Annotated in this window: 23 protein-coding genes and 2 riboswitches; of the genes, 20 read left to right on the plus strand and 3 right to left on the minus strand. The window is 39.1% G+C overall.

Going from position 1 to position 26,150, the window contains the following annotated elements; translation table 11 throughout:
* Positions 1–360 precede the first annotated feature (360 nt).
* The 3 genes from ACVBAX_RS09645 (at position 361) to ACVBAX_RS09655 (ending at position 4,129) form a co-directional block, all read left to right on the plus strand.
* Positions 361–2,715: a family 43 glycosylhydrolase gene (locus ACVBAX_RS09645; protein ID WP_447116832.1), complete on the plus strand. Its 2,355-nt coding sequence runs from the start codon at positions 361–363 to the stop codon at positions 2,713–2,715.
* 158 nt (positions 2,716–2,873) lie between these two features.
* The gene (locus ACVBAX_RS09650; protein ID WP_447116833.1) at positions 2,874–3,608 is read left to right on the plus strand and encodes an SGNH/GDSL hydrolase family protein; all 735 of its coding nucleotides are present in this window, start codon (positions 2,874–2,876) and stop codon (positions 3,606–3,608) included.
* Positions 3,609–3,670: 62 nt separating this feature from the next.
* Entirely contained in the window at positions 3,671–4,129 is a 459-nt protein-coding gene (locus tag ACVBAX_RS09655; protein ID WP_447116834.1) for a DinB family protein, read from the plus strand.
* A gap of 25 nt (positions 4,130–4,154) precedes the next feature.
* On the opposite strand, the gene ACVBAX_RS09660 is transcribed toward ACVBAX_RS09655, so the two are convergent.
* The 3 genes from ACVBAX_RS09660 to ACVBAX_RS09670 form a co-directional block, all read right to left on the minus strand.
* Positions 4,155–5,207, minus strand: a complete 1,053-nt coding sequence (locus tag ACVBAX_RS09660; protein WP_447116835.1) for an iron-containing alcohol dehydrogenase family protein — start codon at positions 5,205–5,207, stop codon at positions 4,155–4,157.
* Positions 5,207–5,860 (minus strand): MtnX-like HAD-IB family phosphatase, encoded by a 654-nt coding sequence (locus tag ACVBAX_RS09665; RefSeq protein ID WP_447116837.1) that lies wholly within the window; start codon positions 5,858–5,860, stop codon positions 5,207–5,209. The genes ACVBAX_RS09660 and ACVBAX_RS09665 overlap by 1 nt, the downstream gene beginning before the upstream one ends.
* A gap of 107 nt (positions 5,861–5,967) precedes the next feature.
* Complete coding sequence (locus tag ACVBAX_RS09670; RefSeq protein WP_430774225.1) at positions 5,968–6,438, minus strand: hypothetical protein; 471 nt, start codon at positions 6,436–6,438, stop codon at positions 5,968–5,970.
* A gap of 112 nt (positions 6,439–6,550) precedes the next feature.
* Here ACVBAX_RS09670 and ACVBAX_RS09675 point away from each other — a divergent pair, with 112 nt between their 5' ends.
* The 17 genes from ACVBAX_RS09675 to ACVBAX_RS09755 all read left to right on the plus strand — a co-directional run bounded on the left by ACVBAX_RS09675 (position 6,551) and on the right by ACVBAX_RS09755 (position 26,146).
* On the plus strand, positions 6,551–7,483 hold the full coding sequence (locus ACVBAX_RS09675) for a D-2-hydroxyacid dehydrogenase (RefSeq protein WP_447116838.1): 933 nt from the start codon (positions 6,551–6,553) through the stop codon (positions 7,481–7,483).
* A 171-nt stretch (positions 7,484–7,654) separates the two neighbouring features.
* A complete protein-coding gene (locus ACVBAX_RS09680) occupies positions 7,655–9,361 on the plus strand; it encodes a methyl-accepting chemotaxis protein (RefSeq protein ID WP_447116839.1) in 1,707 nt (568 codons plus the stop codon).
* Positions 9,362–9,386: 25 nt separating this feature from the next.
* Complete coding sequence (locus tag ACVBAX_RS09685; protein WP_447116840.1) at positions 9,387–10,442, plus strand: sugar ABC transporter substrate-binding protein; 1,056 nt, start codon at positions 9,387–9,389, stop codon at positions 10,440–10,442.
* 204 nt (positions 10,443–10,646) lie between these two features.
* Positions 10,647–12,173, plus strand: coding sequence for a nickel ABC transporter substrate-binding protein (gene nikA, locus ACVBAX_RS09690; RefSeq protein WP_447116841.1), 1,527 nt, complete (start codon positions 10,647–10,649; stop codon positions 12,171–12,173).
* 76 nt (positions 12,174–12,249) lie between these two features.
* Entirely contained in the window at positions 12,250–13,185 is a 936-nt protein-coding gene (gene nikB, locus ACVBAX_RS09695) for a nickel ABC transporter permease (RefSeq protein WP_447116960.1), read from the plus strand.
* A complete protein-coding gene (nikC, locus tag ACVBAX_RS09700; RefSeq protein ID WP_447116842.1) occupies positions 13,182–14,006 on the plus strand; it encodes a nickel transporter permease in 825 nt (274 codons plus the stop codon). Before nikB ends, nikC begins: the two co-directional genes overlap by 4 nt.
* Complete coding sequence (locus ACVBAX_RS09705; RefSeq protein ID WP_447116843.1) at positions 14,003–14,821, plus strand: ATP-binding cassette domain-containing protein; 819 nt, start codon at positions 14,003–14,005, stop codon at positions 14,819–14,821. The genes nikC and ACVBAX_RS09705 overlap by 4 nt, the downstream gene beginning before the upstream one ends.
* A complete protein-coding gene (locus tag ACVBAX_RS09710) occupies positions 14,818–15,588 on the plus strand; it encodes an ABC transporter ATP-binding protein (RefSeq protein WP_447116844.1) in 771 nt (256 codons plus the stop codon). The genes ACVBAX_RS09705 and ACVBAX_RS09710 overlap by 4 nt, the downstream gene beginning before the upstream one ends.
* A 15-nt stretch (positions 15,589–15,603) precedes the next feature.
* The gene (locus ACVBAX_RS09715) at positions 15,604–16,953 is read left to right on the plus strand and encodes an MATE family efflux transporter (protein ID WP_447116845.1); all 1,350 of its coding nucleotides are present in this window, start codon (positions 15,604–15,606) and stop codon (positions 16,951–16,953) included.
* Positions 16,954–17,148: 195 nt separating this feature from the next.
* Positions 17,149–18,927: a methyl-accepting chemotaxis protein gene (locus ACVBAX_RS09720; protein ID WP_447116846.1), complete on the plus strand. Its 1,779-nt coding sequence runs from the start codon at positions 17,149–17,151 to the stop codon at positions 18,925–18,927.
* A gap of 105 nt (positions 18,928–19,032) precedes the next feature.
* Positions 19,033–19,145: riboswitch (TPP riboswitch) on the plus strand.
* Between the two features lie 94 nt (positions 19,146–19,239).
* Positions 19,240–20,055, plus strand: coding sequence for a hydroxyethylthiazole kinase (thiM, locus tag ACVBAX_RS09725; RefSeq protein WP_447116847.1), 816 nt, complete (start codon positions 19,240–19,242; stop codon positions 20,053–20,055).
* A gap of 15 nt (positions 20,056–20,070) precedes the next feature.
* A complete protein-coding gene (gene thiE, locus ACVBAX_RS09730) occupies positions 20,071–20,706 on the plus strand; it encodes a thiamine phosphate synthase (RefSeq protein ID WP_447116848.1) in 636 nt (211 codons plus the stop codon).
* 20 nt (positions 20,707–20,726) lie between these two features.
* Positions 20,727–21,542 (plus strand): bifunctional hydroxymethylpyrimidine kinase/phosphomethylpyrimidine kinase, encoded by an 816-nt coding sequence (thiD, locus tag ACVBAX_RS09735; protein WP_447116849.1) that lies wholly within the window; start codon positions 20,727–20,729, stop codon positions 21,540–21,542.
* A gap of 5 nt (positions 21,543–21,547) precedes the next feature.
* Positions 21,548–21,644, plus strand: a riboswitch (TPP riboswitch).
* Between the two features lie 101 nt (positions 21,645–21,745).
* Entirely contained in the window at positions 21,746–22,516 is a 771-nt protein-coding gene (locus ACVBAX_RS09740) for a thiazole synthase (protein WP_447116850.1), read from the plus strand.
* Positions 22,517–22,525: 9 nt separating this feature from the next.
* Positions 22,526–23,641: a 2-iminoacetate synthase ThiH gene (gene thiH / locus ACVBAX_RS09745; RefSeq protein WP_447116851.1), complete on the plus strand. Its 1,116-nt coding sequence runs from the start codon at positions 22,526–22,528 to the stop codon at positions 23,639–23,641.
* 13 nt (positions 23,642–23,654) lie between these two features.
* Entirely contained in the window at positions 23,655–24,716 is a 1,062-nt protein-coding gene (locus tag ACVBAX_RS09750) for a LuxE/PaaK family acyltransferase (RefSeq protein ID WP_447116852.1), read from the plus strand.
* Entirely contained in the window at positions 24,713–26,146 is a 1,434-nt protein-coding gene (locus ACVBAX_RS09755) for an acyl-CoA reductase (RefSeq protein ID WP_447116853.1), read from the plus strand. Before ACVBAX_RS09750 ends, ACVBAX_RS09755 begins: the two co-directional genes overlap by 4 nt.
* Positions 26,147–26,150 lie beyond the last annotated feature (4 nt).

Here is a 26,150-nt window from a genome sequence, read left to right on the forward strand (position 1 = left end):
CTTTATACACACTGAACTATATATAATACTTCGAAAGTAGAAGTATCTTGAACTTGAAGTATATTAAAGCAATTGGTGGTTTATGTCAAGAGGAGAAGCTATAACAGATGTTTCATAGTATTTTGCAAACTTGATTGCACATATATTTATTGTAATTGTCATACCAAACCAACTTGACCGTACAAATATAGTTCTTTGGTCACATTGATAGTTTAGTAGAATATGGTGTACTCTGTATTTAGGTTGAGTTGAAAGCGCTTAATCTTTATATGGTTGTACGTACATATATGAAGCGGATAGGAGGTTTTTTATACATTTATGGGAAACAAGGAATTCAAATTCAGAAAGCGAGAGGAAAAGATGAGTAAACGAACTTTACAAAAATGGTTTTTGAGTGTCGTCGCTATTTCATTAATTATTCCGATCTCGGCATTTGCAGCTAGTAAACATACAACAGAAGACACAATCGAAGCTCCAACCTTTGAAAATGCGTCTGTTCATGATCCATCCGTTATTAAAGTAGACGAAACGTATTATGTGTTTGGCTCGCATTTAGCTGCCGCTAAATCGAATGACCTTATGAAGTGGGAACAGGTAGCAAATGGAGTTAGTAGCAGCAATCCACTTTTTGAAGATGTGGTTAAAGAGTTAAAAGAGACGTTTGAATGGGCTCAATCAGATACTTTGTGGGCAGCTGACGTGATTCAGCTAGAAGATGGACAGTTTTATATGTATTACAATGCTTGTAAAGGGGACTCTCCAAGATCAGCACTTGGTGTGGCGGTAGCTGACAGTGTAGAAGGACCTTATAAAGATTTAGGAATTATTATAAAATCGGGTATGTGGGACCAAACGAGTGAGGATGGAACCATTTATAATGCTACCGTTCATCCAAATGCGGTAGATCCAGATGTATTTTTTGATAAAGACGGAAAGCTTTGGATGATGTACGGGTCGTATTCCGGTGGAATTTTTATTATGGAAATGGATCCTGAAACAGGGAAGCCTTTTTCAGGCCAAGGCTATGGGAAGAAATTATTAGGTGGAAATCACAGCAGAATTGAAGGCGCTTACGTATTATACAGCCCTGAAACCGACTATTATTATATGTATCTATCATTTGGAGGTCTTGATGCAATTGGCGGCTATAATATGCGTGTCGTTCGCTCCGAGAATCCAGACGGTCCTTACTATGATGCACAAGGCAATGACATGATTAACGTTAAGGCGGACCCTAACCTTCCTATATTCGATGACAAATCAATTGAACCGTATGGGGTTAAAGTTATGGGGAATCACCTTTTTGATAGAAAAATCGGTGACGAAGGAACAGGAATTGGTACGGGGTATGTTTCTCCAGGCCATAACTCAGCCTACTATGACCCAGAAACAGGTGAAAACTTTTTGATATTCCATACTCGTTTCCCGCAAACAGGCGAAATGCATGAAATTCGTGTTCATCAAATGTTTATGAATAAAGATGGTTGGCCAGTGGTCGCACCTTATCGCTATGCTGGTGAGACATTAGAAAAAGTATACCGAGAAGATCTCATTGGCGACTACAAAATGATCAACCACGGAAAAGACATCTCGGCAGAAATCAAGAAAACTGTTGATATTACGCTAGCGAAAAACAATAAAATCACCGGTGATGTGACAGGAACGTGGAAAAAGACAGATCATAACTCAACCGAGTTGATTATTGATGGCTATACGTATAAAGGGGTATTTTTACGTCAGTGGGACCCAACCTCAGAAACACATGTGATGACCTTTAGTGCTTTATCTCAGGAAGGAATTGCGATTTGGGGAAGCAAGGTTCCAGCTAAAACAGATAAAGAAATCGTCGCAGATGTTAAAGCTGATTTGAATATTGGGGATACGGCGGCTGTGATTAATAATCTCGAACTACCAACCGAAGGAACTCGTGATGCAGTAATCAGCTGGTCATCTTCAAATGCAGATGTGGTAACAGACACAGGGATCATTTCACGTCCTGCAGCAGGTTCTGAGCCTGCCGAAGCGACATTAACAGCAACGATTCAAAAAGGAAGCGAAACAATAACAAAAGTCTTTACCATTACTGTTCTGCCAGCAAAGGCAAGTGGGGAAATTGCACACTATTCCTTTAACGGAGATTTAACAGATTCATTAGGTAATGTAGCCACAGGAACGGTTACTGGAAATCGTATTGATAATACGTCTGGAAACATCAGCTACGCAGAAGGAAAAAGTGGAAATGCGGCTGTTTTTAACGGGGATTCAGGAGTACGACTACCAAATGGCTTGATTTCAAGCAACTCCTATTCTGTGGCACTTTGGTTAAAGCCTGAAGAGCTAACACCATTTACTACGACATTCTTTGGGGCAAGAGATTCAAATAATTGGGTGAGTCTTGTTCCAATGGGACCAGTTGGTAATCAAACCATGATCTGGTCTGGCACTGCCTGGTACGATGCGGTTACCGGGATGACAATTCCAGCTGGAGAGTGGACACATCTCGCATTTATAGTCAATGAAGGTCAAATCTCGGTTTATGTGAATGGAGAAGAGAAATTTAACAAAGGCGGCTTCCCGAATGTATTTACAACAACGAACGGAACCTTTGGCCTTGGTGTAAACTGGTGGGATACACCATATAAAGGATTAATCGATGACTTACATGTATATGAAGGGGCATTAACTGAACAGCAGGTGGCAGAATTAAGTAAGTAATAAGAAATCCAACTCACTGATTAATGAAGGGTGAGTTGGATTTTTGTTTTATTTTTGTGGTCAAATGGAAAAAGAAAATAAAATATTTATCGTGCGAATAGGAATTTTGTTCTTAATCACGAATTATTATAAAGAATAAGGATAAGGGGGAGTGGGTTATGAAAATGAAGAAGATAATTTTACGTTCTTTGGTAATTGGGTCACTATTAGCAACCTTACCAATGACAACGCTTGCGAAAGACAGTAAACAAGTCGACTATGTGGCGCTAGGTGATTCATTAGCCGCTGGGGCAACACCTTATCGTGAACTCGATAAAGGGTACGCAGATTTTCTAGTTGATCGTTATGAGCAATCACAGTACGAAATCACTTTAAATAACTATGGTGTCCCTGGATACAGGACTACCAATATCGTAAGTGAGCTTCTCAATCCTACCAATTCCAAATACGGTCCACTAAGGGAATCCACTAAAAACGCTGAACTTATTACCATTGATATTGGAGCGAATGATTTGTTAGCCAATATAAAAACGATACAGCAAAATCCTTCCACAGCACCAGCTGTCCTAAACACCATTGCCCAAAACTTATACCTTATTTTAAGTGAAATCGATAAGATCAATCCCGGAATAAAGGTCTATGTTATGGGCTACTACAATCCATTCCCTCATTTACCAAAGCAAGAGCAGGCTGCTTTACTTCCATTATTAGATGCGCTGAATCAGACCATTGAAAAAGTAGCTTCTGCCAACGGAGATGAGTTTGTGCCTACCGCAAAAGTGATTAAAAAATATGAAACAGCATATGTGCCTAACCCTAACGACATCCACTTAAGTATAGAAGGATATCAGGCCGTGGCAAAAGAATTTTGGAAGGCGATACAAGAAGAGTAAAGTTGCTCCCGCCCTATTTTCACTACGAATAGGGCGGGGCACTTTTAGGAGGAGGAGGAAGAATGGAATCCATTCAAAGTATGTTTGATCATTTACATTGGGCAAATGTACGTATCAACAACACATTACTTTCACTTAGTGAACCCAATAAACAAGTAGAAAAATTATTCGCTCACACTTTATTAGCTGAACGAGTATGGATCACAAGGCTGGTGGGGAAGAGCAGTGCTCATCTCCCTATTTGGACAGACCTCTCATTGAAAAGTTGTGATGAACTTCTTCACAAGAACTTTTATGATTATCGGACTTATTTATCGAGAGTAACAGAACAAGGAATCGAGCAAATAGTTATTTATAAAAATAGCACGGGAGAGGAGTTTCATAACTCGATAAGAGATATCCTTGTCCATGTAGCTCTACACGGGCAGTATCATCGAGGGCAAATCAATCTCCTTCTTCGGCAAAATGACGAAGAACCCGTTAGCACGGACTATATCATTTATAAAAGAGAACAACAATAAAGTGGGCGCTGGAAAAGCATCCTCTTTATTGTTTAAATAATCCCTGCAAAATTTCATCTTCATCAAGCAACTGTTTGGCTTTTTCACGATACTTTTCTTCGTGTAAAAATGTATACCGATTTGGCTTCATGGAAGGTGCCAAATCAATCGCTTGTCGATAATCTTCTTTATGTAGTGATAATGATTGTACATAATCAAAAAATCCCGTACGTTCAAACACCTTTCTCACACGTTCGTATCTATGATTCTGAACTTTCGCTACGATATACGTTGCAACCCCTACTTGAACACCATGCATTTGTGGTGTAACTGATATTTTATCTAATGCATGTGAGATCAGATGCTCAGAACCGCTAATCGGAGCACTATTTCCACTAATGTCAGTCGAAATTCCACCCATCGTCATCGAACTTACCAATTCTTTTAAGAATATTGGATTCTTAATATCGTTCATAGGTGTTCGGATAAAACTATTCACCGCTTTTTTACTTAGCATCGCCGCAAATGCATTAACATAACCAACCCCATGATTCTCTTCAAAATCCCAATCATATAGGGCGGTGATATTTGATAGTAAGTCACCGATTCCTGCGAGAATCATTTTGTTCGGGGCAGTCTGTATGATATCAAGATCCACAACGATTCCATAAGGGATTTGCGCTGGAACCGTCGTCTTTTTGCTATTTACCACAATCGAACAGTTGGAGCTTGCAAATCCATCATTTGACGCAGATGTAGGAATGCTAATAAACGGAAACTTCCTAACAAACGCAATATATTTTCCATAATCGACTAGAGCACCACCACCCATAGCTAGAACTACATCATAGTTCTTTAGCGAAAAGGATACTTGAATCAAATCATTGATATCCAATCCAGATTTCAATACCTTTGTATCAAGAGAGAGCCTGGTAAAGGAGGACCCAATGGTTTCAGCAAAAGCCTCATTCGTAAATTCATCAAAAAAGATTATTGCATCACGAAAGCCATGCTTGACTAAGTAGGATTCTAATTGATGTATAATCCCACTATTAATCTCTAATAAAGAAGGAATCGAAATATTTGTACCTTGACGCATTATCGTGAAATCAGCCCTTTATTAATTAAATATTCTTCAATTTCTGTGAACTCCTCCACAGCTTTGTAAGGAACACCTTTTTCCTCTAGCATCTCTTGTAGTGCATCCTTGGCAAAAGTGAGGTCAGCAAACACTGCAGGGTGCGAGTCAGGCTCACTGTCACCAGCAAAATACACTAGCTCATATTCTTCCTTTAATTTTTGAATTACCTTTGATTTATCAATCCCATATCGCTCAGAGTATTTCCAATCGTTACGATCAATTTTCATATGAATATTTTTTTCGTGAAAAAATCCTTCGTTTGAAAACACCGTCACATCTTTTATGTCGTATTTCTTGAGAATATGATGAATGTAATAATCCGTACCTGCACTTAGTATGTAAAAATCTCCACCATTTTCTTGAACATGCTTGATAAAAGAAGGAACATACTCGTCAATTGGAATCGTATGTATATCTGCAATAATATGTTCTTCTTCTTGGTGAATTGCTTGAAAAACTGTAGCGAGGAAATCAATATCTTTGATTTTCCCAGCCTTCCAGTCAGTAAAGAGATCTTTCCCTTCTAAAAAGTATTTATCAATCACCATCCAGTAAAAGTCTTTTTTCGAAATCGTACCATCGAAATCGGATACAAATGCCCATTTTTTCATCTACCAAATTCCCTTCATCATAATTTAGGTGTTTCCCATATTATAAGCAAAAATTGGTAAGATAACGAAGGGAATTTCAAAAGACTCATGGGAAAGTTCCATGAGCCTTAACCGGATGATTTATCCGTCTCTTGTTCCGGTTGAAACAACTTAGTGGATACAGCATTTAGTTTATTTAAAAACCGATTAAAACCAAAACCAACAAAAAACGCAATGCTGATTTGCGCATATGGTGTATCTTCATACTCAATAAACTGAATCAATAAGATCCCACTTTGAATGAGGGTAACTGCCACAACGGCCGTACCTGTAGCAAATATAGGATAAAAAATATACATGATCCACTTTCGATAATCCGTTAATTCACCCTTCATATAATGAGAGCAAAACATATATAGATGACGAAGTGAACCCCCGATTGCACCTGCAAAGAAATAATATAAAAAGATTTCTATTTTAGAAACCTCTGGCATCCATTGTTCAATACTTCCCGTCCATAACATTCCTACAGCGATAAAACTTCCGAAAAATAAAAGGGATAAATAGACGAGTATTACAATTTTTAACCATCTCTTCATAGTAATCACCCCGTTTTTACACTGTATGAAAAAGAAGCATAGGAAATGTCAAAGAGCTATTTCTATTCATCAAGCTATAGTAAAATACAAACAAATAGAAACGGAGGTTTGTATGAACATACATAACATTCTTATAGCAGGGGAGTATCAGAAGGAATTTGAGACCTATTTTCCAAACATGAAACGAAAGGAATTTCGTTTTCTACCTGTGGAGGTGATCACCACACGTGACTTAAATTGGGCAGATGCCTACGTCGGTTTTAAGCCATGCGCAAAATTTGATTTATCGAAAGTAAAATGGGTTCATTCCTTTAATGCCGGTGTGAACAATTTTCTAGACATAGAGGGGTGGAAAGAGAATGATGTTCTTCTTACCCGTACCATTTGTTCCTTCGGAGAGCGAATAAGTGAGTACTGTTTAAGTTATCTATTAAAGAACCTACAATATCATGAGCAATTTCAGGAACAACAGCAACATAAAAAGTGGATTCAGAGAACACCAAAGTTGCTGAAAGATGTTACGATCGTTATTTTTGGAACTGGGTCTATTGGCCAAGAAGTAGCAAAGACATTTGCCCATTTTGGTTCCACCGTTATTGGCGTCTCCGAAAGTGGGAAACAAAAGGAGTATTTTCATCACGTTGTTCCGATATACTCCGTTTCTTCCATAATTGGAAAATCCAACTGGATCATCAGTACACTTCCGCTGACTCATCACACAAAACAATTATTCAATAAAAAACTTTTTTCTCAAATGAAGTCAGTTGGTTTTATTAACGTAGGCAGAGGAGCAACAGTTGATGAAAAAGCTCTGATCACTGCGCTCGATTCAGGGAATATACATACGGCGATCCTAGATGTAGTTGAAATTGAACCACTACCAGAAGAATCAACTCTTTGGTTAAGAAATGACGTAACCATTACTCCACATATCTCTGCCGTCACCGAACTGAAAGAAGCGATCACATGCTTTGCTCAAACCTTAAACGCTATAGAATTAAACCAACCTTTATCGAATTCAGTGGATTTTGATAAAGGATATTGAAAAATATAAGCCTGTTTCTATCAAAATGATGGAAACAGGCTTTTATAGTTCTTTATTCTTATATAATAAATTATTTGTAAGAAAACTTAACAAACTACATTTCAATGCCGATAAAAAGAATGATGAATTTTGTCGATTGTTAGGAACAATCACTGAGTTAGGGGGAGTAGTATGTTAAGAAGGGTAAAATGGTCAAACATCAAAATTGGTGGAAAGTACATGGTAATCTTCTCTTTTATGACCATTGCATTTTTAATTTCTGTAGTAGTAACAGGAATTTTTATTAAAGACACGAGTGAAAAAATGGAAGATACTGTGACTAGAAACCAAGTAGCAGTAGATGCTGGAAATTTGGTAACTCTTTACCATGAAAAGTATTTACTAGTTCCAGAGTACATTCTATTGTCTGATGAAACAAAGTTGAATGTGTATTTGGACCATAGTCAAGAGTTTGTTAGCATTGCTAAAAGAATAAAGCAAAATCTAACTACCAATCAATTGGAAACGTTTAATCAGCTCATTGAGAACAATCATAAACTCGACGAGTATTTCTTTAGTACGATCGTACCAAAAGTACAACAAATTAATACAGAAGAGTTTGCGACATTAGAAAGTGAAGCACGAGAACTGAAAAACGAAACCATTAAATTAGGTTATGAGTTAAAAGATTCCGCAACAAAAATTAGTGAAGCTGATTTATCAGCCGCACAAAGTCAACTAGAGAGACTTTATCTGATTCTTATCATATCGTCAATCGGATCGATCGTTCTTTCATTTATCATGATTTTCACCCTAAGCCGTAGAATCAAAAGAAATTTGGAAGAAATCGTCGTTCAAAGTAATGAGATTGCTAGTGGAAGACTCATCAATAAGGAATTAACCTACCGTGGGACAGATGAAATTGGACAGCTCTCACACTCTATTAACGAGATGGCAGCAAGCTTAAGAGCAATGATTTCTGAAATCTCAACCCTATCAGCTGAAGTGGACAAGCAAAGTGTCACATTGTTTGAGTCATCTGAAGAAGTAAAACTAGGAAGTGAACAAGTTTCTATCACGATTGAAGAAATGGCTAAGGGTGCAAGTACACAAGCGGATAATGCAGCCAATATTGCATCAAAAACGAAGGAATTCAATGAAGAAATCGTTCAGTCTAACTCACAAGGTGAAAGATTAGTAGAATTCTCCGGTCAAGTGTTAGATGTAGCCGTTCGTGGAGACAATCAAATGAAAGAATCATTACTACAAATGAAAAAAATCAACCATGTAGTAAGTGAATCCGTTCATCAAGTAAAGAATTTAGAAAGCAAAACTCAATCGATCACAGAGATTGTCCATGTGATCAAATCGATTGCGGATCAAACCAATTTGCTTGCTTTGAATGCATCCATTGAAGCAGCTAGAGCTGGAGAAGCAGGAAAAAGCTTTGCTGTTGTAGCAACAGAAGTAAGAAAATTAGCCGAAGAGGTTTCCCGTTCTGTAGAAGGGATCGCATCCATTGTATTCAGCATTAAAGAAGAAACATCAAAAATTGCAGATAATCTGAACGAAGGGTACGGTGAGGTGAATAAAGGAACCGTACAAATTGAGCTAACTGGTCAACAATTTGCCGACATTAAAGAAAAAGTAGAACATATGTCGATTAGCATAAAAAACATTTCAGAGAGTTTTAATAAAGTTCAGCAATCAAGTCAATCGATGAGTGAAAATATCGAGCATATTGCTGCCGTATCAGAGGAAACTGCAGCTGGTTCGGAAGAGATTTCAGCTGCTGTGCTTCAGCAAAACCAATCACTCGATAATATTTCTGTAAGTGCAAAAATGCTTACAAGCATGGTAGAAAGAATGAACAACTTGATCAAAAAATTCGAACTATAATGGCTTACTAGGAAGGAGGAAGGATATGAAGAATATTACAAAGATGTCACTCACAAGTTTATTTTTAATAATCATTATGATTATTACAGCAGGTTGTTCCTCAAGGGAGAAAGCGTCAAGCAATAACGACTCAAAATTAATTACCGATGAATCAAAACCGTATGTTGGTTTCTTACTAGATACGTTAAAAGACGAAAGATGGTATAAAGATAAAGCACTGTTTGAAGAAGAAATTAAAAAGCTGGGTGGACAAGTAAAAACACTGGCAGCTAACGGTTTGGATGAAGTGCAAATAAAACAAGCCAAATTATTAATTGAAGAGGGAGTAGACGTATTAGTTGTCGTTCCTCACGATGCAGTGATTTCAGCTGAAATTGTAGAAATTGCCCATGAAGCAGGTGTAAAGGTGGTTTCCTATGACCGTCTGATAAAAAATGCCGATGTTGATTATTATATTTCCTTTGATAATGAAAAAGTCGGAGAAATTCAAGCTACTGAAATAATAAAGAAAGCTCCATCAGGAAATTTCGCTTATATCGGTGGAGCAGAATCTGACAACAATGCGATTCTTTTCCGCCAAGGAGCCATGAAGGTATTACAGCCTCTGATCGATAACGGAACTGTGAAGCTCGTTCATGATCAGTATACAGATGATTGGAACCCAGACATTGCAAGGGAAAATATGAAAAACGCCCTGAGTAAAAATGGAAATGCTATTAACGCAGTTATTGCCGCCAACGATGGAACCGCTGGTGGAGTAATCGAATCATTAACTGCCGTTGGTTTAGCTGGCACCGTTCCAGTATCTGGTCAGGACGCCGAGCTGGAAGGTGTTCGCCGTGTCGTTCAAGGCTTACAAACAATGACTGTGTATAAACCAATTAACCTATTAGCGACTAAATCAGCTGAAATGGCGATGATGGTAGCAAAGGGGGAAGAAGTAAAGACAGAGAACCAAATTAACAATGGAAAAACCGATGTACCAGCAGTCTTCTTAGATCCAATTGCCATCACAAAAGAAAACGTGCGTGATACCGTAATTAAAGATGGATACTTAAGCGAAGCAGACGTGTTTAAATAAATCATAAGTAAAAGGACCAACTGATGATAGTTGGTCTGTTTTTTTATATTTAAATCGTAAAAATTACGATTTATTATTGACACGACGAATTCAACACATTATAGTTTAGTAATGTAAACTGAAATGATTTCGATTTACCAATATTTATAACATTTAAATCGTAATGATTTCTGTTTATAAAAAATGTACAAAGGATGGGTCTTATTGAAAAAGTCATATATCTCCTACATACTCCTTATTTTCGTAATTGTTTTCTCATCAGCTTGCAGTAGCAGTTCGACTTCTTCTCAAGAAAGCGAAAACAAGAAATCTGTCAAACTGTTATTTAGCTTTGCATCAAAAACCTTGGATCCGCATCAGGATTGGATGGGCGTTCGGGCAGGGATCGCAGAAACGTTAGTGAAGATAGATGAAAACCTAGAAATTCAGCCCTGGTTAGCCGACACTTGGGAACAAGTAGATTCAACTACATGGAAGTTTCATATTCGAGAAGGGGTTACTTTCCATGATGGAACGTCACTAGATGCTGAAGCAGTAAAGCGATCATTTGAAAGATTAATAGAAGTGAATGAAGCAATGAACTCTAACTTAAAAATCGCAACCATCACCGCTACTGGCCAAGATATTACGTTTCAAACCACCGAAGAATATCCAGCATTTCTATCAGAATTAATTCATACGAATGCTTCTGTCATCAAAGTCGAATCCGATAATATCGGTGAGAAACCCATAGGTACTGGTCCTTTTCAAGTACAAAGATTTACACCAGAATCTGAAATGAAATTAGTAAGCTATGAGCAGTATTGGGATGGTAAAGCAAAAGTCGACGAAGCAACGGTCACATTTAATTCGGACGGTAATGTTCGTGCGTTAGCTCTTCAATCAGGAGAGGCTGATATCGTCTATCACTTGCCTCCCGAAACACTAAAGCCCATTGAAGATAGAAAGGACCTTCATATTGAATCGATTATGAGCTTGCGTGCCCATTTCCTTGTATACAATTCCACCAATCCTCAATTACAGGAAGAAAACGTCAGAAAAGCGTTAGATTTACTGTTAGACCGTACGACCGTTGTGAATGAAATTATGTATGGCCATGCAACAGAAGCTACTGGTCCTTTTAACCCCATGTTTGCTTTTTCGTCTGATACAGAAGTGGTAAAGTCTAACCCCGTGAAGGCAGAGGAACTATTGAAGGAAGCAGGCTATGTAAAAAATGCAAGTGGGACACTCGAAAAGGACGGAAAGTCACTTGAGTTAACCGTTGCTACGTATCAAGGAAGACCTGAATTACCGTTAATTGCTCAATATTTACAAGCAGAAGCAGCTAATGTTGGCATAAAGATCAATATTGTTACGGTTGAAAATATTGATACATTTTTATGGGAAAAGCAAGAAGACTGGGATATTGCGACGTATTCCAATTTAACTGCTCCTCGTGGTGATGGTGGTTTTTTCTTGAATTCTGCCTATGTTCCAGATGGATCATTAAACCCTGGACAGATTAACGTACCGGAACTAACGGACACTATTTTACAACTAAATACTACGAGTAACATAGAGGAGCGCGTGGATTTAGAAAAAGAAGCCGTTCAGTTAATCCAAGAACATGTTCTTCATTCGTTTGTTGTACATCCTCATATTATTGTAGGTGTCAGCAGTCGTGTAAAAAACTGGGTACCAGGTTCAGAAGAATACTATATTTTAACAAATAAAATAGAAGTTGAATAAAAAGGGGTGAAAGTGTCCTTTGGCACTTTCACTTTTCTTATGAGGAAGGTGATTATTTTTGAAAAGAGTAGGGAAGATGATTGGTTCAAGGCTGTCTCAGCTTTTTATCATGTTATTTGTTTTATCCTTTTTCACTTTCCTGTTAATGAAAATCACTCCCGGAGATCCGATACGGTCCATCCTGAAGGTAGATGATGTTTCAGTAACGACAGAGAAAGAAGAGCAGCTGAAAAAGGAATATGGATTTGATGAACCAATTCTAAAGCAATACGGTGACTGGATCATCAATGTAGCCCAATTCGACTTGGGTGAATCTTTAATCTCAAAGAAACCAGTCTCTGAGCTGATACTAGAGCGATTACCAGCTACTCTTGCTTTAGCAATGGGAGGATTATCGGTTCTTTTCCTTATTTCCATTCCATTAGGTGTGATCAGTGCTTTATATGAAAACCGTTGGCCCGATTACATAGGCCGCTGGTTTGCGCTTGTTGGTGCTTCCATCCCAAGTTTTTGGTTAGGTTTACTTCTTATGTATTTCTTTTCTTTAAAACTGCAATGGTTACCAATGATGGGGAGAGGGACATTTGCCCATTTTGTATTGCCTTCAATCACTCTTGGAATAGCGATGGCACCGATGTATATTACCCTGCTAAGAGAACGGCTTATTACCATTCTGCAAAGCCCTTATATTGAGGCAGCAAAAGCAAGGGGAATTAGTAGAAGTAGAATCCTATTCTTCCATGCATTTAGAGGAAGTCTCATTCCCCTTGTCACGATGTTCGGTCTTAGTCTCGGAAGTTTACTTGGTGGTTTATCTGTGATTGAAATTCTTTTTTCTTGGCCAGGAATGGGGGAATTGATTGTTCAAGCTGTTACTCAACGTGATTATCCACTAATTCAAGGCTTTATTATTGTGATCGGCTTATTAATCGTACTAACCAATTTGCTCGTTGATTTACTTTATATGATCATTAACCCGCAAGTCCAGCAAGGTAAGGAGGCAAGGGTATGAAAAACAAGCAAAACCCCAGTATGTTACTTGGGATTGTTCTTGCTTCCATTTTAGCCATCATCTTTCTATTGGGAAGTTTCATTGGTACACAAGATCCGTTTTATATAAATATGGCTAACCGGCTAAGTTCCTCATCAGCCCATCATTGGCTAGGTACGGACCATATGGGAAGAGACATTTTTGCCCGAATTGTTTATGGAGCCAGATTAACAATCGGTCTAGGACTCCTTATCATTTTGCTAGCAATGTGTATAGGTATCCCTATCGGTTTGCTATCAGGCTATATCGGCGGGAAGATAGACGCTTTTTTTATGAGAGTCATAGATGGAATTCTCGCTTTTCCTGATTTCATCTTAGCGATCGCGATAGCAGGAATCCTAGGACCAAGCTTAACCAATATTGTAATTGCGATTGTTCTCGTAAAATGGATTGTCTATGCTCGTGTTGTGCGAGGTTTGGTGTTAGAAGAGAAACAGAAGGAGTTTGTTCTTGCCTCAAGGCTTTCTTATTCTAGTACTCTTCATACCATACGGTTACATATTATCCCACAAATATATTCTGAGATTGTCGTTATGGCTGCCATTGATATAGGAAAAATCATTTTGCTGATTTCTTCTTTTTCCTATATTGGAATAGGTGCTCAAGCACCATTACCCGAATGGGGAGCCATGTTGAATGAAGGAAGATCCTTCTTTCAAGTTCATCCATCTCTTATGCTCTATCCAGGCATTGCTATTTTATTAACTGTTCTATGTTGTAATCTTCTTGGAGATGGATTAAAAGGTTATTTTAAGACGGGAAAAAGGAGGAACCTAATGTGAAGGAAAGTCTTTTATTTATACAAAACCTATCAATAAAGACAAAAGATGATCAGATACTTCTAAAAGAGATCAACTTAGAATTGAATCAAGGGGAAATGGTCGCACTGATCGGTGAAAGTGGCAGTGGAAAAAGTATAACCGCAAGGACCATTCAAGGCTTGTTGGTTCCTAATATGATGGTTACTGGTCATGTATTCTATCAAGATATGAACCTTCTTTCCATGGATAAAAGGAATCATCATCAACTGCTAGGCAGTGAGATAGGGAGTATTTTCCAAGATTATCGCGGCAGCTTTACCCCGTTTATAAAAGTAGGAAAACAGATGGTAGAAGCGATTCGTTCACACTATTCCATAAGTAACAAAGAGGCGAGGGAATTATCTCTTCATGTTCTCGAGGAATTACATTTGAATAGCAAACAAATCTTTCATAGCTATCCCTTCCAATTAAGTGGAGGGCAAGTCCAGCGTGTTGCGGTCGGATTAGCATTAGCTCTAAAACCAAAATTGCTGATTTGTGATGAAATAACAACCGCTTTAGACGTTATGACAGGAGAAGCAGTGTTAGATGCAATTGAGAAAGTTAGAAAAGAAACAGGCTGTGCCGTTTTATTTATCACACATGATCTCGTCCAAGCCTACAAGCGAACCGACTATATCTATGTGATGCAAAACGGGAGGATCGTCGAGGAAGGGTCACCAGAACAAATCCGATGTGAACACCAACATCCATATACAAAAAAATTATGCTCATGTTTGTTGTCACTACCAGGAGAAAATCATCCTCACATTTATCAAGGAGTTCAATCCGTATGAGTCTACTAACAGTGGAACACGTCTCCAAAGTATATCCAAACAATATTACTGCCCTTCAAGGGATTTCCTTCCAAATAGAGAAGGGAGAAATCGTTGGAATTGTTGGGGAAAGCGGCAGCGGAAAAAGTACACTCACGAAACTCATTCTTGGTCTCGAATCGTATAAAGATGGTTGTATCACATTTAACGAACATCAAATCCCTCCTAAAAAACGATCAGACGTTCGTGCTTACCGGAAAAATATCCAAATGGTATTTCAAGACTCAAGTAGTGCCTTAAATCCTAAACTACCCATAGTGAAAAGTTTACTTGAGCCACTTAACAATTATAAAGATTTTACGCCTTCCTATTTCCCGCCAGGAAAGTATACCAATCGTGAAAAGGCAGAAAGATTGCTTGAAATTGTAGGACTAGAGAAAACCATGGTCGATCGTTATCCCGATGAGTTGAGTGGCGGGCAAAAACAAAGAGTGTTTATTGCACGGGCCATAAGTATTGAACCTTCCTTACTAGTTTGTGATGAAGCAACTGCCAGCTTAGATGTGTCCGTCCAAGTGCATATCATTGAACTATTAAAAACATTGCAAAAAACCTTACAAATGTCGATTTTGTTTATTTCTCACGATATACGAGCAGTCACCAATTTATGTGATACAATCCTTGTGATGAAAAATGGGTGCTTGGTCGATAATTTTCAACTATCCGAACTGTATGCTCCTGAACGACATTCATATACAAAAGCGTTGTTACAAGCGGCTATGCTGTAAGAAAGGGGAGTAGGAATGAACTTAGCTTCCGTTAGACAAATGGTGCACCGTTATTCACATACATGTACTCATCGCGAATACTTTATACTAGCTTTTCCTTTAATTTTATCTGGAGTCTCTACTCCATTACTTGGAGTGGTAGATACGGCCGTCGTTGGAAGAATACAAGACCCCACGGCGTTAGGCGGGGTAGCGATTGCTGCCGTTATTTTTAATACGATGTACTGGCTTCTCGGCTTTTTACGTGTAACGACAAGTGGCTTCACGTCACAAGCTGATGGAGCAAAAAATGAAGAAGGAATTATGCTTGCGCTTTACCGCCCGATGATAATTGCTATTCTGATGGGTTTGATTTTCATCCTTTTTCAAAAGCCAATCATCCATTTATCCCTTCACCTTATGGGAGGGAATACATCAACAAATGCCCTGGCTGAAACTTACTTTCTCATTCGTATCTGGGGTGCACCGTTTATTCTACTAAGCTATGTAACCATCGGATGGCTAGTCGGCTTAGGAAAAGTAAAAATGTCGTTATTCCTGCAAATTGGTATGAACCTATTAAATATTGTGCTAGATATTGTCTTTGTTCTGGGCTTACATATGGGGGTTGCAGGCGTCGCCTTTGCTACTTTAATCGCTGAAGTGTCTTCGGTTTTAATTGGAATGCTCATTATTTATCATACAAATAAAAGGCGTTTCTTTATTCCTTCGATTGCTGCGTTAATCAAGAAGGACACCTTAGTTCAAATGTTTCTTGTGAATCGCGACCATTTTCTCCGAACATTATGTTTAGTCACGATGACTGGAATTTTCACCTCAAAAGGAGCAAGCATGGGGGAGCTCACATTAGCAGCAAATGCGATCCTTCTACAAGTCCATTACGTAATGGCCTATCTTTTTGGAGGATTCGCTAATGCTTCAAGTATTTTAGTGGGTAGAGCGTTTGGAGGAAGGAACAGCTCTCTATATTTTCGAGCCTTGTCTCTTTCTGCAACCTGGGGATTTGCAACAGCCATTTGTTTATCCCTTTTGACCTTCCTGTTTGGAGACTTTATTGTTTCACTATTTTCGACAATTCATGAGGTTAGAGAATCCACTCATGTATTCTTAGTTTGGATGTTTCTATTTCCACTTGTCGGATTTTGGGGATTACAACTAGAAGGTATTTTTTCTGGTGCAACGGACGCGAAATCGGTTAGAAATTCTATTTTTATCGCTTTGCTTGTGTTTTTAGCAGCCATTGTATGTTTGGTACCTGTTTTTGGGAACCACGGAGTATGGATGGCGTTTATCTTATTTAGTCTATCCCGAAGCGTCTTTTTATCTCTTTATGTCAAAAAACTAACTAATCGATTAGTCGGATAAGGAATTTTGCAGAGAAATGTCATAACCTGCGCTTGCCTAGGAAATACCATCATTTCCTAGGTTTTATTTTATAAAATAGTTCTTAAGAATCAGGTATAAAGTTATATTATTTATTTAATACTTACAATCCCTTTACAATTGCTTAATATTCCTTTGCCATAATGAATGGGACAACGGGTGAAGGATGTGTAAGGATTGAAGTCTATTGGTAAATGGGTTAAAAAAAGAATTCGTATTAATAAGAATACAACATGGCATCTGCCAATCATAAAAAGTCCATTTCAATCACAAAGTATTCGGAAAAAAATCATGCTTAGCTTCGGGCTAGTGTTATTAGTTTCTAGTGGACTAGCTATTTACTCCATGATCAATACCCAAAAGGCAAATGAATTAGCAAAATCACTTATTCTAGAAGAATCACAGCAATTAAACGATCTGCAAGATTTACGATTTTACATGGCTGAGCGATTACGGCTCGTAAATGAGTACATGCTTGATGGTTCTCCACAGGCAAAGGAAAGCTTTGAGAGCAATGTACAGCTTAGTAAACAGTTAGAAAAAAAGTTATTGACTAACGTTGCAGGAACCAAAGATGAAAACTCAGTAAAAAAGGTCATTTCTGATAGTGTCAAATGGAATGAGGTTATGATGAAGGATGCTTTTGACGTGTTTGACAGCGGAGAGAAGCGTCAAGCCTTTCTAAATGTTGGATCTGAAAAGTTTAAAGCCGAACAAACGATGACAAAACTAAAAGCTTTAGCTGACGAAAAAAATAAAAGCGTAGAACAGCTTGGAGAAGAAATCATTTCTAACGGAAATCAAGTTCAGCTTTGGACAATGATTCTTACAATAATAGTTATTGGTATCTCCGTATTAGTTGCCTTTGTATTAATGAAGTCTATTCATGATCCGATCCGTCGTTTATCAGAAAGAATTCAACTAGTGGCAGAGGGAGATTTTAGTCAAACGGATATGAAGGTCACATCAAATGATGAAATTGGTGAGCTAACCATTACTTTCAACCGAATGGTAAAAGAGCTACGAGCATTAATTTCACAAGCCTATGAAACAACCACTCAGGTTTCTGCGTCTGCAGAGGATTTAACAGCAAGCTCAGAGGAAACAGCGCAAGGGGCAGAAAGTATTACTTATTCCATTCAAGAGGTGGCCGCCTCCTCTCATAAACAATTAGAAAGCGTAAACGAAACCATACATACAATGAACACATTGGCTACGATTCAAGAAACACTAACGCTTTCATCAGAAGAACTCGAAGCTTCAGCAAATATGGTTGACGGAGTGTCTAAAAACGGAAATCAAGTCGTACAACATGCGATTAAGCAAATGACGCATATTCATGACTCCGTTTTAGAAGTGTCAGGAGTGATTGATAACCTTGGTAGTCAATCAAAGGAAATTAGTCAAATAACAAAAGTGATCACAAGTATTGCGGATCAAACTAATTTACTCGCTTTAAATGCTGCTATTGAAGCAGCACGAGCTGGTGAACATGGGAAAGGCTTTGCTGTTGTTGCTGATGAAGTGCGTAAACTTGCCGTACAATCTAAGAGCTCTTCTAACGAAATTATTGATCTTATTTTAAAAATCCAATCTGGTACAAATCAAGCTGTAAAAGCGATGGAAAAGAGCACACTTGAAGTAGAAAATGGGTCAATTGCTGTTAACGAGGCAGGAAGATCATTTACACAAATTACTCACTCTATCACAGACATTCGTAAGACGATTCAGTCAATTCATCAATATGTGCAAAAGATGACGGAAAGCTCCAAATATGTAACTGCGAATATTGAAGTGCTAACAGAAATTGCAAAGGTGAATTCCAATTCCTCACATGCGGTGGCTGCATCAGCTGAAGAGCAACTGGCAACAATGGAAGAAATCGCTTCGTCTGTTCAGGCAGTCAATGAAATGGCCATTAATTTAAAAGATCTTTTAAGGAAATTTACGGTTTAAATAGAATTCCCTCCTGTTGGTATAGAGAGAACTTTTTTACTATTTAAATAATTTATAGTTGCGTTATGAAAAACCTTCCACTATGATTGAATTATAGTTTCATATGAAATCTACTAGGGGGGCCCGTATGTTCGGGCTGAGAGAAAACAATATCCAGTTTTCGACTCTTGGAACCTGATCTGGCTCATACCAGCGGAGGGAAGTAGTTACTGCGAAGATGAATGTTTTTTGTTTCGTAACTATGCCAGGTTCTATAAGAATCTGGTTTTTTTGTTTTAAAATAGGTTTTTAATACGAAGGGAGTAAAGAAAGTTGAGTCATGAATTTTTAACATTAATTGATAGAGTAAGAGAACAATCACCGTTAGTTCATAATATGACGAATGTGGTAGTAACTAATTTTGTTGCAAATGGGTTGTTAGCTCTTGGTGCTTCACCAGTTATGGCCTATGCCAAAGAAGAAGTAGCTGACATGGTAAGCATAGCAAATTCACTCGTGCTCAATATCGGCACATTAAGGGAACCGGAAGTAGAAGCTATGATCATTGCAGGAAAAGCTGCTAATGGAAAAGGAGTACCGGTCGTGCTTGATCCGGTTGGAGCTGGTGCAACAGTATATCGTACAAATACTGTAAAACGAATTCTATCAGAAGTGAATATTAGCATATTACGTGGAAATGCTGCCGAGGTAGCCAACGTAGTAGGTGAAGAATGGCAGACACGCGGTGTTGATGCAGGTACAGGTGAAGGAAATATCGCAGATCTCGCTCTTGTAGCAGCTCAAAAATTACATATGACCGTTGTGGTTACTGGAAAAGACGATATTGTCTCTAATGGAGAAGAATCGATCATCGTTTCAAACGGACATCCTCTTCTAACAAAAGTAACTGGGACTGGTTGCTTATTTTCATCAGTTGTAGGAGCTTTTGCAAGTGTTGAAACAAATTATTTACTCGCCGCGGCAGGGGCTTCAGCATTTTATGGTGCAGTCGCTGAGCGCGCGATTTTAGCAACAGGTGACCAACATGTTGGTACTTTTCAGATGGAATTTCTAAATCAACTCATGCTCACTTCATCCTCCGATGTGGTAGATCTAGCCAAAGTGTATTCAAAAATCACAACGATGTAAGGAGCATTGGGGAAAATGGAATATCTAAAACTGTATTTTATAATGGGCAGTCAAGATTGCATGGATCGAACACCTGAAGAAACGTTAGCTTTAGCGATTAAAGGTGGAATAACGTGCTTTCAATATCGAGAAAAAGGGAGCCACTCTCTTGGAGAAATAGAAAAGTACGAGCTTGGAAAAAAACTGCGAGAACTCTGCGCGGAACATAAGGTCCCATTTATCGTTAATGATGATTTACCACTCGCTATTGCACTTGATGCTGATGGAGTTCATGTTGGCCAGGACGATGAAAATGCAAAATATGTGAGAGAGACAATCGGTCCTAACAAAATTCTTGGAGTATCCACTCACACGATTGAAGAGGGACTTCAAGCCGTTCGAGACGGAGCTGATTACTTAGGAATTGGACCGATGTATCCTACGATTTCAAAAGAGGATACCGAAAAACAACAAAACTTGGATATCTTTACTGAATTTCGTAACGCAGGAATCTCTCTGCCTCTAATTGCAATTGGTGGAATTAATTCTACCAATGGAGAAACCGTTATGAAAGTAGGAGCAAATGGCCTAGCGATTATTTCCGATATTTGTCGAGCCAGTCATATTCAAGAGCATACCAAGCTATTACGTAGATTAGTTGATGAATTTTAGTCAAGGAGAGGTTATTCACTATGGTAAATAAAGCATTAACCATTGCCGGTTCAGATAGTGGTGGAGGGGCTGGCATACAGGCCGATCTGAAAACATTTCAAGAATTAGATGTGTACGGAATGTCTGTGATAACAGCCGTAACCGCACAAAACACAACAGGGGTACAGGGGGTATATTCAGTTCCTTTGGAAGGAATTCAAGAACAACTCCAATCAATTGCTGAAGATTTGCGTCCAGATGCGATCAAAACCGGGATGTTATTTAACAGTGACACCATTGAGGCCGTTGCGAGATTTATAGAAATTTATGAGATGGAACACATCGTCGTAGATCCGGTGATGATTGCAAAAGGGGGTGCTTCACTTTTACAAAACGAAGCAGTAAAAGCATTAAAAGAAAAATTACTGCCACTCGCGACGATCGTTACACCAAATATTCCAGAAGCCGAGGTGCTTACAGGAATAAAAATTGAGACGATGAATGACCGAAAACAAGCAGCAAAATTGCTCCATGAGATGGGTGCTGAAGCTGTCATGATTAAGGGGGGCCATGATCCGGAAAGTGAAGAAATGATTGATCTTTTATATGATGGAGAAAAATTTCACACCTTTACTTCAAATCGGATTTCCACAAAAAATACTCATGGCACAGGTTGTACCTTTTCCGCTGCCATAACCGCTCAACTCGCAAAAGGAAGCTCGGTTGTACAGGCGGTGCAAGTGGCAAAAGACTTTATACAGGCAGCCATTGAGGATGACTTACACATCGGATCCGGTCACGGTCCAACCAATCATTGGGCTTACAATCGAAACAAATCAAAAATCGGAATCAAATAAAATTTGAAATTAGCTAGGGGTGCCTAAAGGCTGAGAGGAAACTTTCCAACCCTTGAACCTGATTTGGTTAGAACCAACGTAGGGAAGCAATCATTTTGCATGAGCTCTATTAAGAGGAAAAGCTCTATGTAAGAAAGTGAAGGCTTGCCAAGATTGGTAAGTCTTTTTTATTTATTCAAAACAAACCAATAGGAGGAACCACAATGACCGACTTATTAACGATTGGAAACACACAGCTACATAATCGCCTACTCACCGGAACAGGCAAATTTTATAATCACAAACTTATGAAAGAAGCACTAACCCAATCCGGTTCACAGGTTGTTACTGTCGCTTTGAGACGAGTCGACCTGCATGCTACTGGGGAAGAAAACATCTTAGAAGACATTCCTAAAAACATGATTTTGCTTCCGAATACGTCGGGAGCGAGAACCGCCGACGAAGCGGTTCGAATTGCCCGACTTGCAAGAGCAGCCGGTATGGGAAATTGGATTAAAATCGAGGTCATTTCCGACCAAAAGTACTTGCTTCCTGACAATTACGAAACGACTAAGGCAACTGAGATTTTAGCAAATGAAGGGTTTCTCGTTCTACCTTATATGAGCCCAGACTTAATGGCAGCAAAAGCCATGCAAAATGCTGGAGCAGCAGCCATTATGCCACTTGGATCTCCGATCGGTTCAAATCGAGGAATTCGGACGAAGGAACTGATCCAAATTTTAATAGAAGAAATGGAGCTTCCAATCATTGTTGATGCAGGAATTGGAAAGCCATCAGAAGCCGCAGAAGCAATGGAAATGGGGGCAGCCGCTGTACTAGTAAATACAGCCATTGCTACAGCTAAGGATCCAGTTGAAATGGCCATCGCCTTTGATCTAGCAGTCAAGGCTGGAAGGAAAGCCTATCTAAGTGGTGTAGGACCGACGACTACGACTGCACAAGCGTCATCTCCATTAACAGGATTTTTAGGGTAGGTGAGTGAAATGTCATTTTACGATGAATTTGTAAAAATAAAAAATTATCCATTTGACCACTTTTTTTCCACCATCACCACTCAAGACGTAAAAAAGGTTTTGCAAAAAGAGAGACTTCATACAGAAGACTTCTTAATTCTATTATCTCCAGCTGCTGAACATTGTTTAGAAGAAATGGCGCAAAAGGCTCATCACCGTACTGTACAGCATTTTGGTCGTACGATTCAATTATACGCACCACTATATTTAACCGATTATTGTGTGAACAAATGTACGTACTGTAGTTTTAGTATTGATAATGATTTTCCACGTAGAAAACTGACTTTGGCGGAGATTGAAGAAGAATCGAAGGCACTTGTCAAAATGGGATTACGACATATTATCTTACTAACGGGAGAATCTCGTCTACATTCCTCCGTCGATTATTTGTGTGAAACGATTGATGTGATGAAAAACTATTTTTCTTCTCTATCCATTGAGATACAGCCATTAGATACGGAAGAGTACCGAACACTTGTTGCCCGGGGAATTGATGGATTAACGGTGTACCAAGAAGTGTACAACGAAGAAATCTATAAAGAACACCACTTAAAGGGACCGAAGCGGAATTATCGCTATCGACTAGATGCACCTGAAAGAGGTGCCAAAGCTGGCATGAGATCCGTCAATATCGGAGCACTACTAGGAATGGATGAGTGGAGAAAGGAAGTCTTTTTCACTGGAATTCATGGTCATTATTTACAAAAAAATTATCTTGAAACGGATATTGCTCTGTCATTTCCTCGAATTCGGCCAAATCTTGGTGGCTTTCAACCAAAGGTGGATGTTACAGATAAAAATTTGGTTCAAGCCATGCTCGCGTCCCGTTTATTTTTACCACGTGCAGGAATGACTCTATCAACGAGAGAAAGTGCTGAACTAAGACGTCATTTGCTTCCATTAGGAGTGACCAAAATGTCTGCTGCCTCATCAACCGTTGTAGGGGGATACGCCAATAAAGAACACACACATAGTCAATTTGAAATATCGGACAAAAGAAGTGTGGCTGAGGTAAAGGAATCACTAAGAGAACTTGGCTACCAACCTGTCGTAAAAGATTGGGAAATACTGACACATTCATCATAAGGAGAGCCACATCATGCACTATGAAAATATCAAGGAAAGAATTCTCACTTTTATTGAAAATGAAGAAAAAGATTCATTTGATTCATTAGCTTTACAGGTCTTTGCCTACCAGTACGAAAATAATCGTATCTACCGAAAGTTTTGTCGATCAAGAAAGGTTCACCCATCGATGGTGCAATCCTATCAGCAAATTCCGCCTGTACCAGTAGGTGCTTTTAAGGAGGCGGACATTGTTTGTACACCGATTGAAGAGGTGGAGACTTATTTTCAAACAAGCGGAACGACCAGTGGAAAGCAAGGGAGAAATTTTCACCGTGATTTAGAGGTGTGGACTTCCTCGATGAAAAAGCACTTTGAAGAAAATATCATGAAAAACAAGAACCGTGTAAAAATGGCTATACTATTTCCTCATCCATCGGAAATGCCCAATTCCTCTCTGTCTCAGTATTTGTATACAGCCATTCGCGACTACGGAACGGAGGAGAGTGTTTATATCGCAAGCAATGGGACGTATGATTTCGAAAAGCTTGTCTCGTTCATTGAAGAATCTGAACGCACCAACACTCCTGTATATTTGTTAGGAGCTACGTTTTCCTTTATCCATTTTGTTGAGTTCATGAAAGGCAAAAACCTTCAATTTCAACTACCAAAAGGAAGCCGGATAATGGATACAGGAGGGTCTAAGGGTCGAGCCATTGAAATGAGTTCAGTTCAATTTAAACAAATGGTGGCAGAAGCATGTAGCTTACCCGTTGAGGATTGCGTGAACATGTATGGAATGACTGAGTTAAGCTCTCAGTTTTACGATCAAAGCGTATCTGGGCAACAAAAAGCCCCTCATTGGGTAAGAACAGTAGTCATCAATTCGGAAAACGGTTTGTGTGTACAAGATGGAAATCGAGGAATCCTCGTTCATTATGATCTAGCCAACTTCCATTCGGTCCTTGGGGTTATGACGGAGGACATAGGGATTAAAGAAAGTGATGGGTTTTACTTGTTAGGAAGAAGCGAAGGGGCAGAGGCAAAGGGCTGTTCCCTCGCTGTTGAGCAGTTTCGTAACGGAGTAAGCAAATGAAACTAAAAATCGGTTTTGTCCCAAGCATGATCTCACCCTCTTATGAAGAACGAACGTTTGATACTCTAACACTACTTGTACCAAAACTAACGAGTGAGGAACTGAAACAAGTCATTTTACATCTAAGACATCAGCAAAGAAAGCTACAGGCACGCAAAACGAATGACATTATTAACATCCTTGATCAGGCCATTCAACTCTGGCTTGACCCGAACTACCACTATCGAAAACTAGCGGAAGAACTACTTCCACTTATAACCGGGTATGACTCGGAAATGATACGTGTGTTTTTACATTCATATTTACGTTCGTTTCGTAAAGAAAAGCTCCAAAGAATGGTCGAGGTGGATTTCCCCAATCCTCTTGTCCTTGACGACTTTCGTCCACGATCATCGGGAGGCTTAACAAGAGCCTATGGACCAGAGCTCATCACACATGTGTTTTCCGGAAATGTTCCTGCCTTACCGTTATGGAGTTTAGTGAGTGGTCTTTTAGTTAAGTCTAGTACACTTGGGAAGCTCTCTTCCTCCGAGCCTTTGTTTCCCTGTCTGTTTATTGAAACATTGAGAGAGATTGACAAGGACTTGGCGGAATCCATCAGCATCATTTGGTGGAAAGGTGGAGAAGAAGAATTAGAGCAGATAGCATTCTCTTCATCAGAGGCAGTGATTGCATATGGAAGCGAGACGTCCATTGATTCGATTAGAAAAAAAGTTCCACCTCATGTCCACCTTCATGCACACGGACATAAACTGAGTGCTGGTTTTATAGCAAAAGACTGCCTACAGCGTGTTCTCGTAACCGAAACTGCCAGAAGGGCCGCGAAGGATGCTTCTCAGTTTGATCAGCAAGCCTGTCTTTCTCCTCATGTTTTTTTTGTCGAGGAAAAGGGGAATGTATCGGTACGTGAATTTGCTAGTTTGCTAGCGCAAGAAATGAATAATTATGAAGTGAAAATGCCAAGAGCTAGATTAAGTGAACAGGAAAAACAAGCGATCATTCAGACTCGCTCAACCTTTCAATTTCAAGCTTTTCAAACGAAAGAAATAGCTCTTTTCGAAAGCGAGAATAGTACTTCCTGGACGGTTGTTTACGATAAGAAAGCGACTTCGTTTCCGATATCGCCACTAAACCGCTTTGTGTATGTGATTCCCGTTACGTCCGTTGAGGATGTACCTTCCTATCTACATGAAGTACGAGGATTATTACAGACCGTTGGGGTCGCCTGCACTCCAAACAACTTTCGTTCCATCATAGAAGTGCTCGGTCAATGTGGAGTCAATCGAGTTACCTTTTTAGGTAGAATGGGAGAACCAGAACCTGGTTGGCATCATGATGGCAGACCACATTTAGCCGATTTGGTTCGTTGGGTCGACGTGGAGGCTAGCGTAGAATTCGAAATGGAAACGTATGATCCGAACCGAATATAAGGAG

It is taken from the genome of Robertmurraya sp. GLU-23, from assembly GCF_052983275.1.

Bases quoted from the DNA above. Each gene is read 5' to 3' on its own strand.
- ACVBAX_RS09740 (WP_447116850.1), top strand. From the start codon at position 21,746: ATGACCGACTTATTAACGATTGGAAACACACAGCTACATAATCGCCTA.
- nikC (WP_447116842.1), top strand. From the start codon at position 13,182: ATGAAAAACAAGCAAAACCCCAGTATGTTACTTGGGATTGTTCTTGCT.
- ACVBAX_RS09665 (WP_447116837.1), bottom strand. From the start codon at position 5,860: ATGAAAAAATGGGCATTTGTATCCGATTTCGATGGTACGATTTCGAAA.
- ACVBAX_RS09715 (WP_447116845.1), top strand. From the start codon at position 15,604: ATGAACTTAGCTTCCGTTAGACAAATGGTGCACCGTTATTCACATACA.
- ACVBAX_RS09650 (WP_447116833.1), top strand. From the start codon at position 2,874: ATGAAAATGAAGAAGATAATTTTACGTTCTTTGGTAATTGGGTCACTA.
- ACVBAX_RS09675 (WP_447116838.1), top strand. From the start codon at position 6,551: ATGAACATACATAACATTCTTATAGCAGGGGAGTATCAGAAGGAATTT.
- ACVBAX_RS09680 (WP_447116839.1), top strand. From the start codon at position 7,655: ATGTTAAGAAGGGTAAAATGGTCAAACATCAAAATTGGTGGAAAGTAC.
- thiH (WP_447116851.1), top strand. From the start codon at position 22,526: ATGTCATTTTACGATGAATTTGTAAAAATAAAAAATTATCCATTTGAC.
- thiE (WP_447116848.1), top strand. From the start codon at position 20,071: ATGGAATATCTAAAACTGTATTTTATAATGGGCAGTCAAGATTGCATG.
- ACVBAX_RS09685 (WP_447116840.1), top strand. From the start codon at position 9,387: ATGAAGAATATTACAAAGATGTCACTCACAAGTTTATTTTTAATAATC.
- thiD (WP_447116849.1), top strand. From the start codon at position 20,727: ATGGTAAATAAAGCATTAACCATTGCCGGTTCAGATAGTGGTGGAGGG.
- ACVBAX_RS09645 (WP_447116832.1), top strand. From the start codon at position 361: ATGAGTAAACGAACTTTACAAAAATGGTTTTTGAGTGTCGTCGCTATT.
- ACVBAX_RS09670 (WP_430774225.1), bottom strand. From the start codon at position 6,438: ATGAAGAGATGGTTAAAAATTGTAATACTCGTCTATTTATCCCTTTTA.
- ACVBAX_RS09755 (WP_447116853.1), top strand. From the start codon at position 24,713: ATGAAACTAAAAATCGGTTTTGTCCCAAGCATGATCTCACCCTCTTAT.
- ACVBAX_RS09660 (WP_447116835.1), bottom strand. From the start codon at position 5,207: ATGCGTCAAGGTACAAATATTTCGATTCCTTCTTTATTAGAGATTAAT.
- ACVBAX_RS09655 (WP_447116834.1), top strand. From the start codon at position 3,671: ATGGAATCCATTCAAAGTATGTTTGATCATTTACATTGGGCAAATGTA.
- nikB (WP_447116960.1), top strand. From the start codon at position 12,250: ATGATTGGTTCAAGGCTGTCTCAGCTTTTTATCATGTTATTTGTTTTA.
- ACVBAX_RS09710 (WP_447116844.1), top strand. From the start codon at position 14,818: ATGAGTCTACTAACAGTGGAACACGTCTCCAAAGTATATCCAAACAAT.
- ACVBAX_RS09750 (WP_447116852.1), top strand. From the start codon at position 23,655: ATGCACTATGAAAATATCAAGGAAAGAATTCTCACTTTTATTGAAAAT.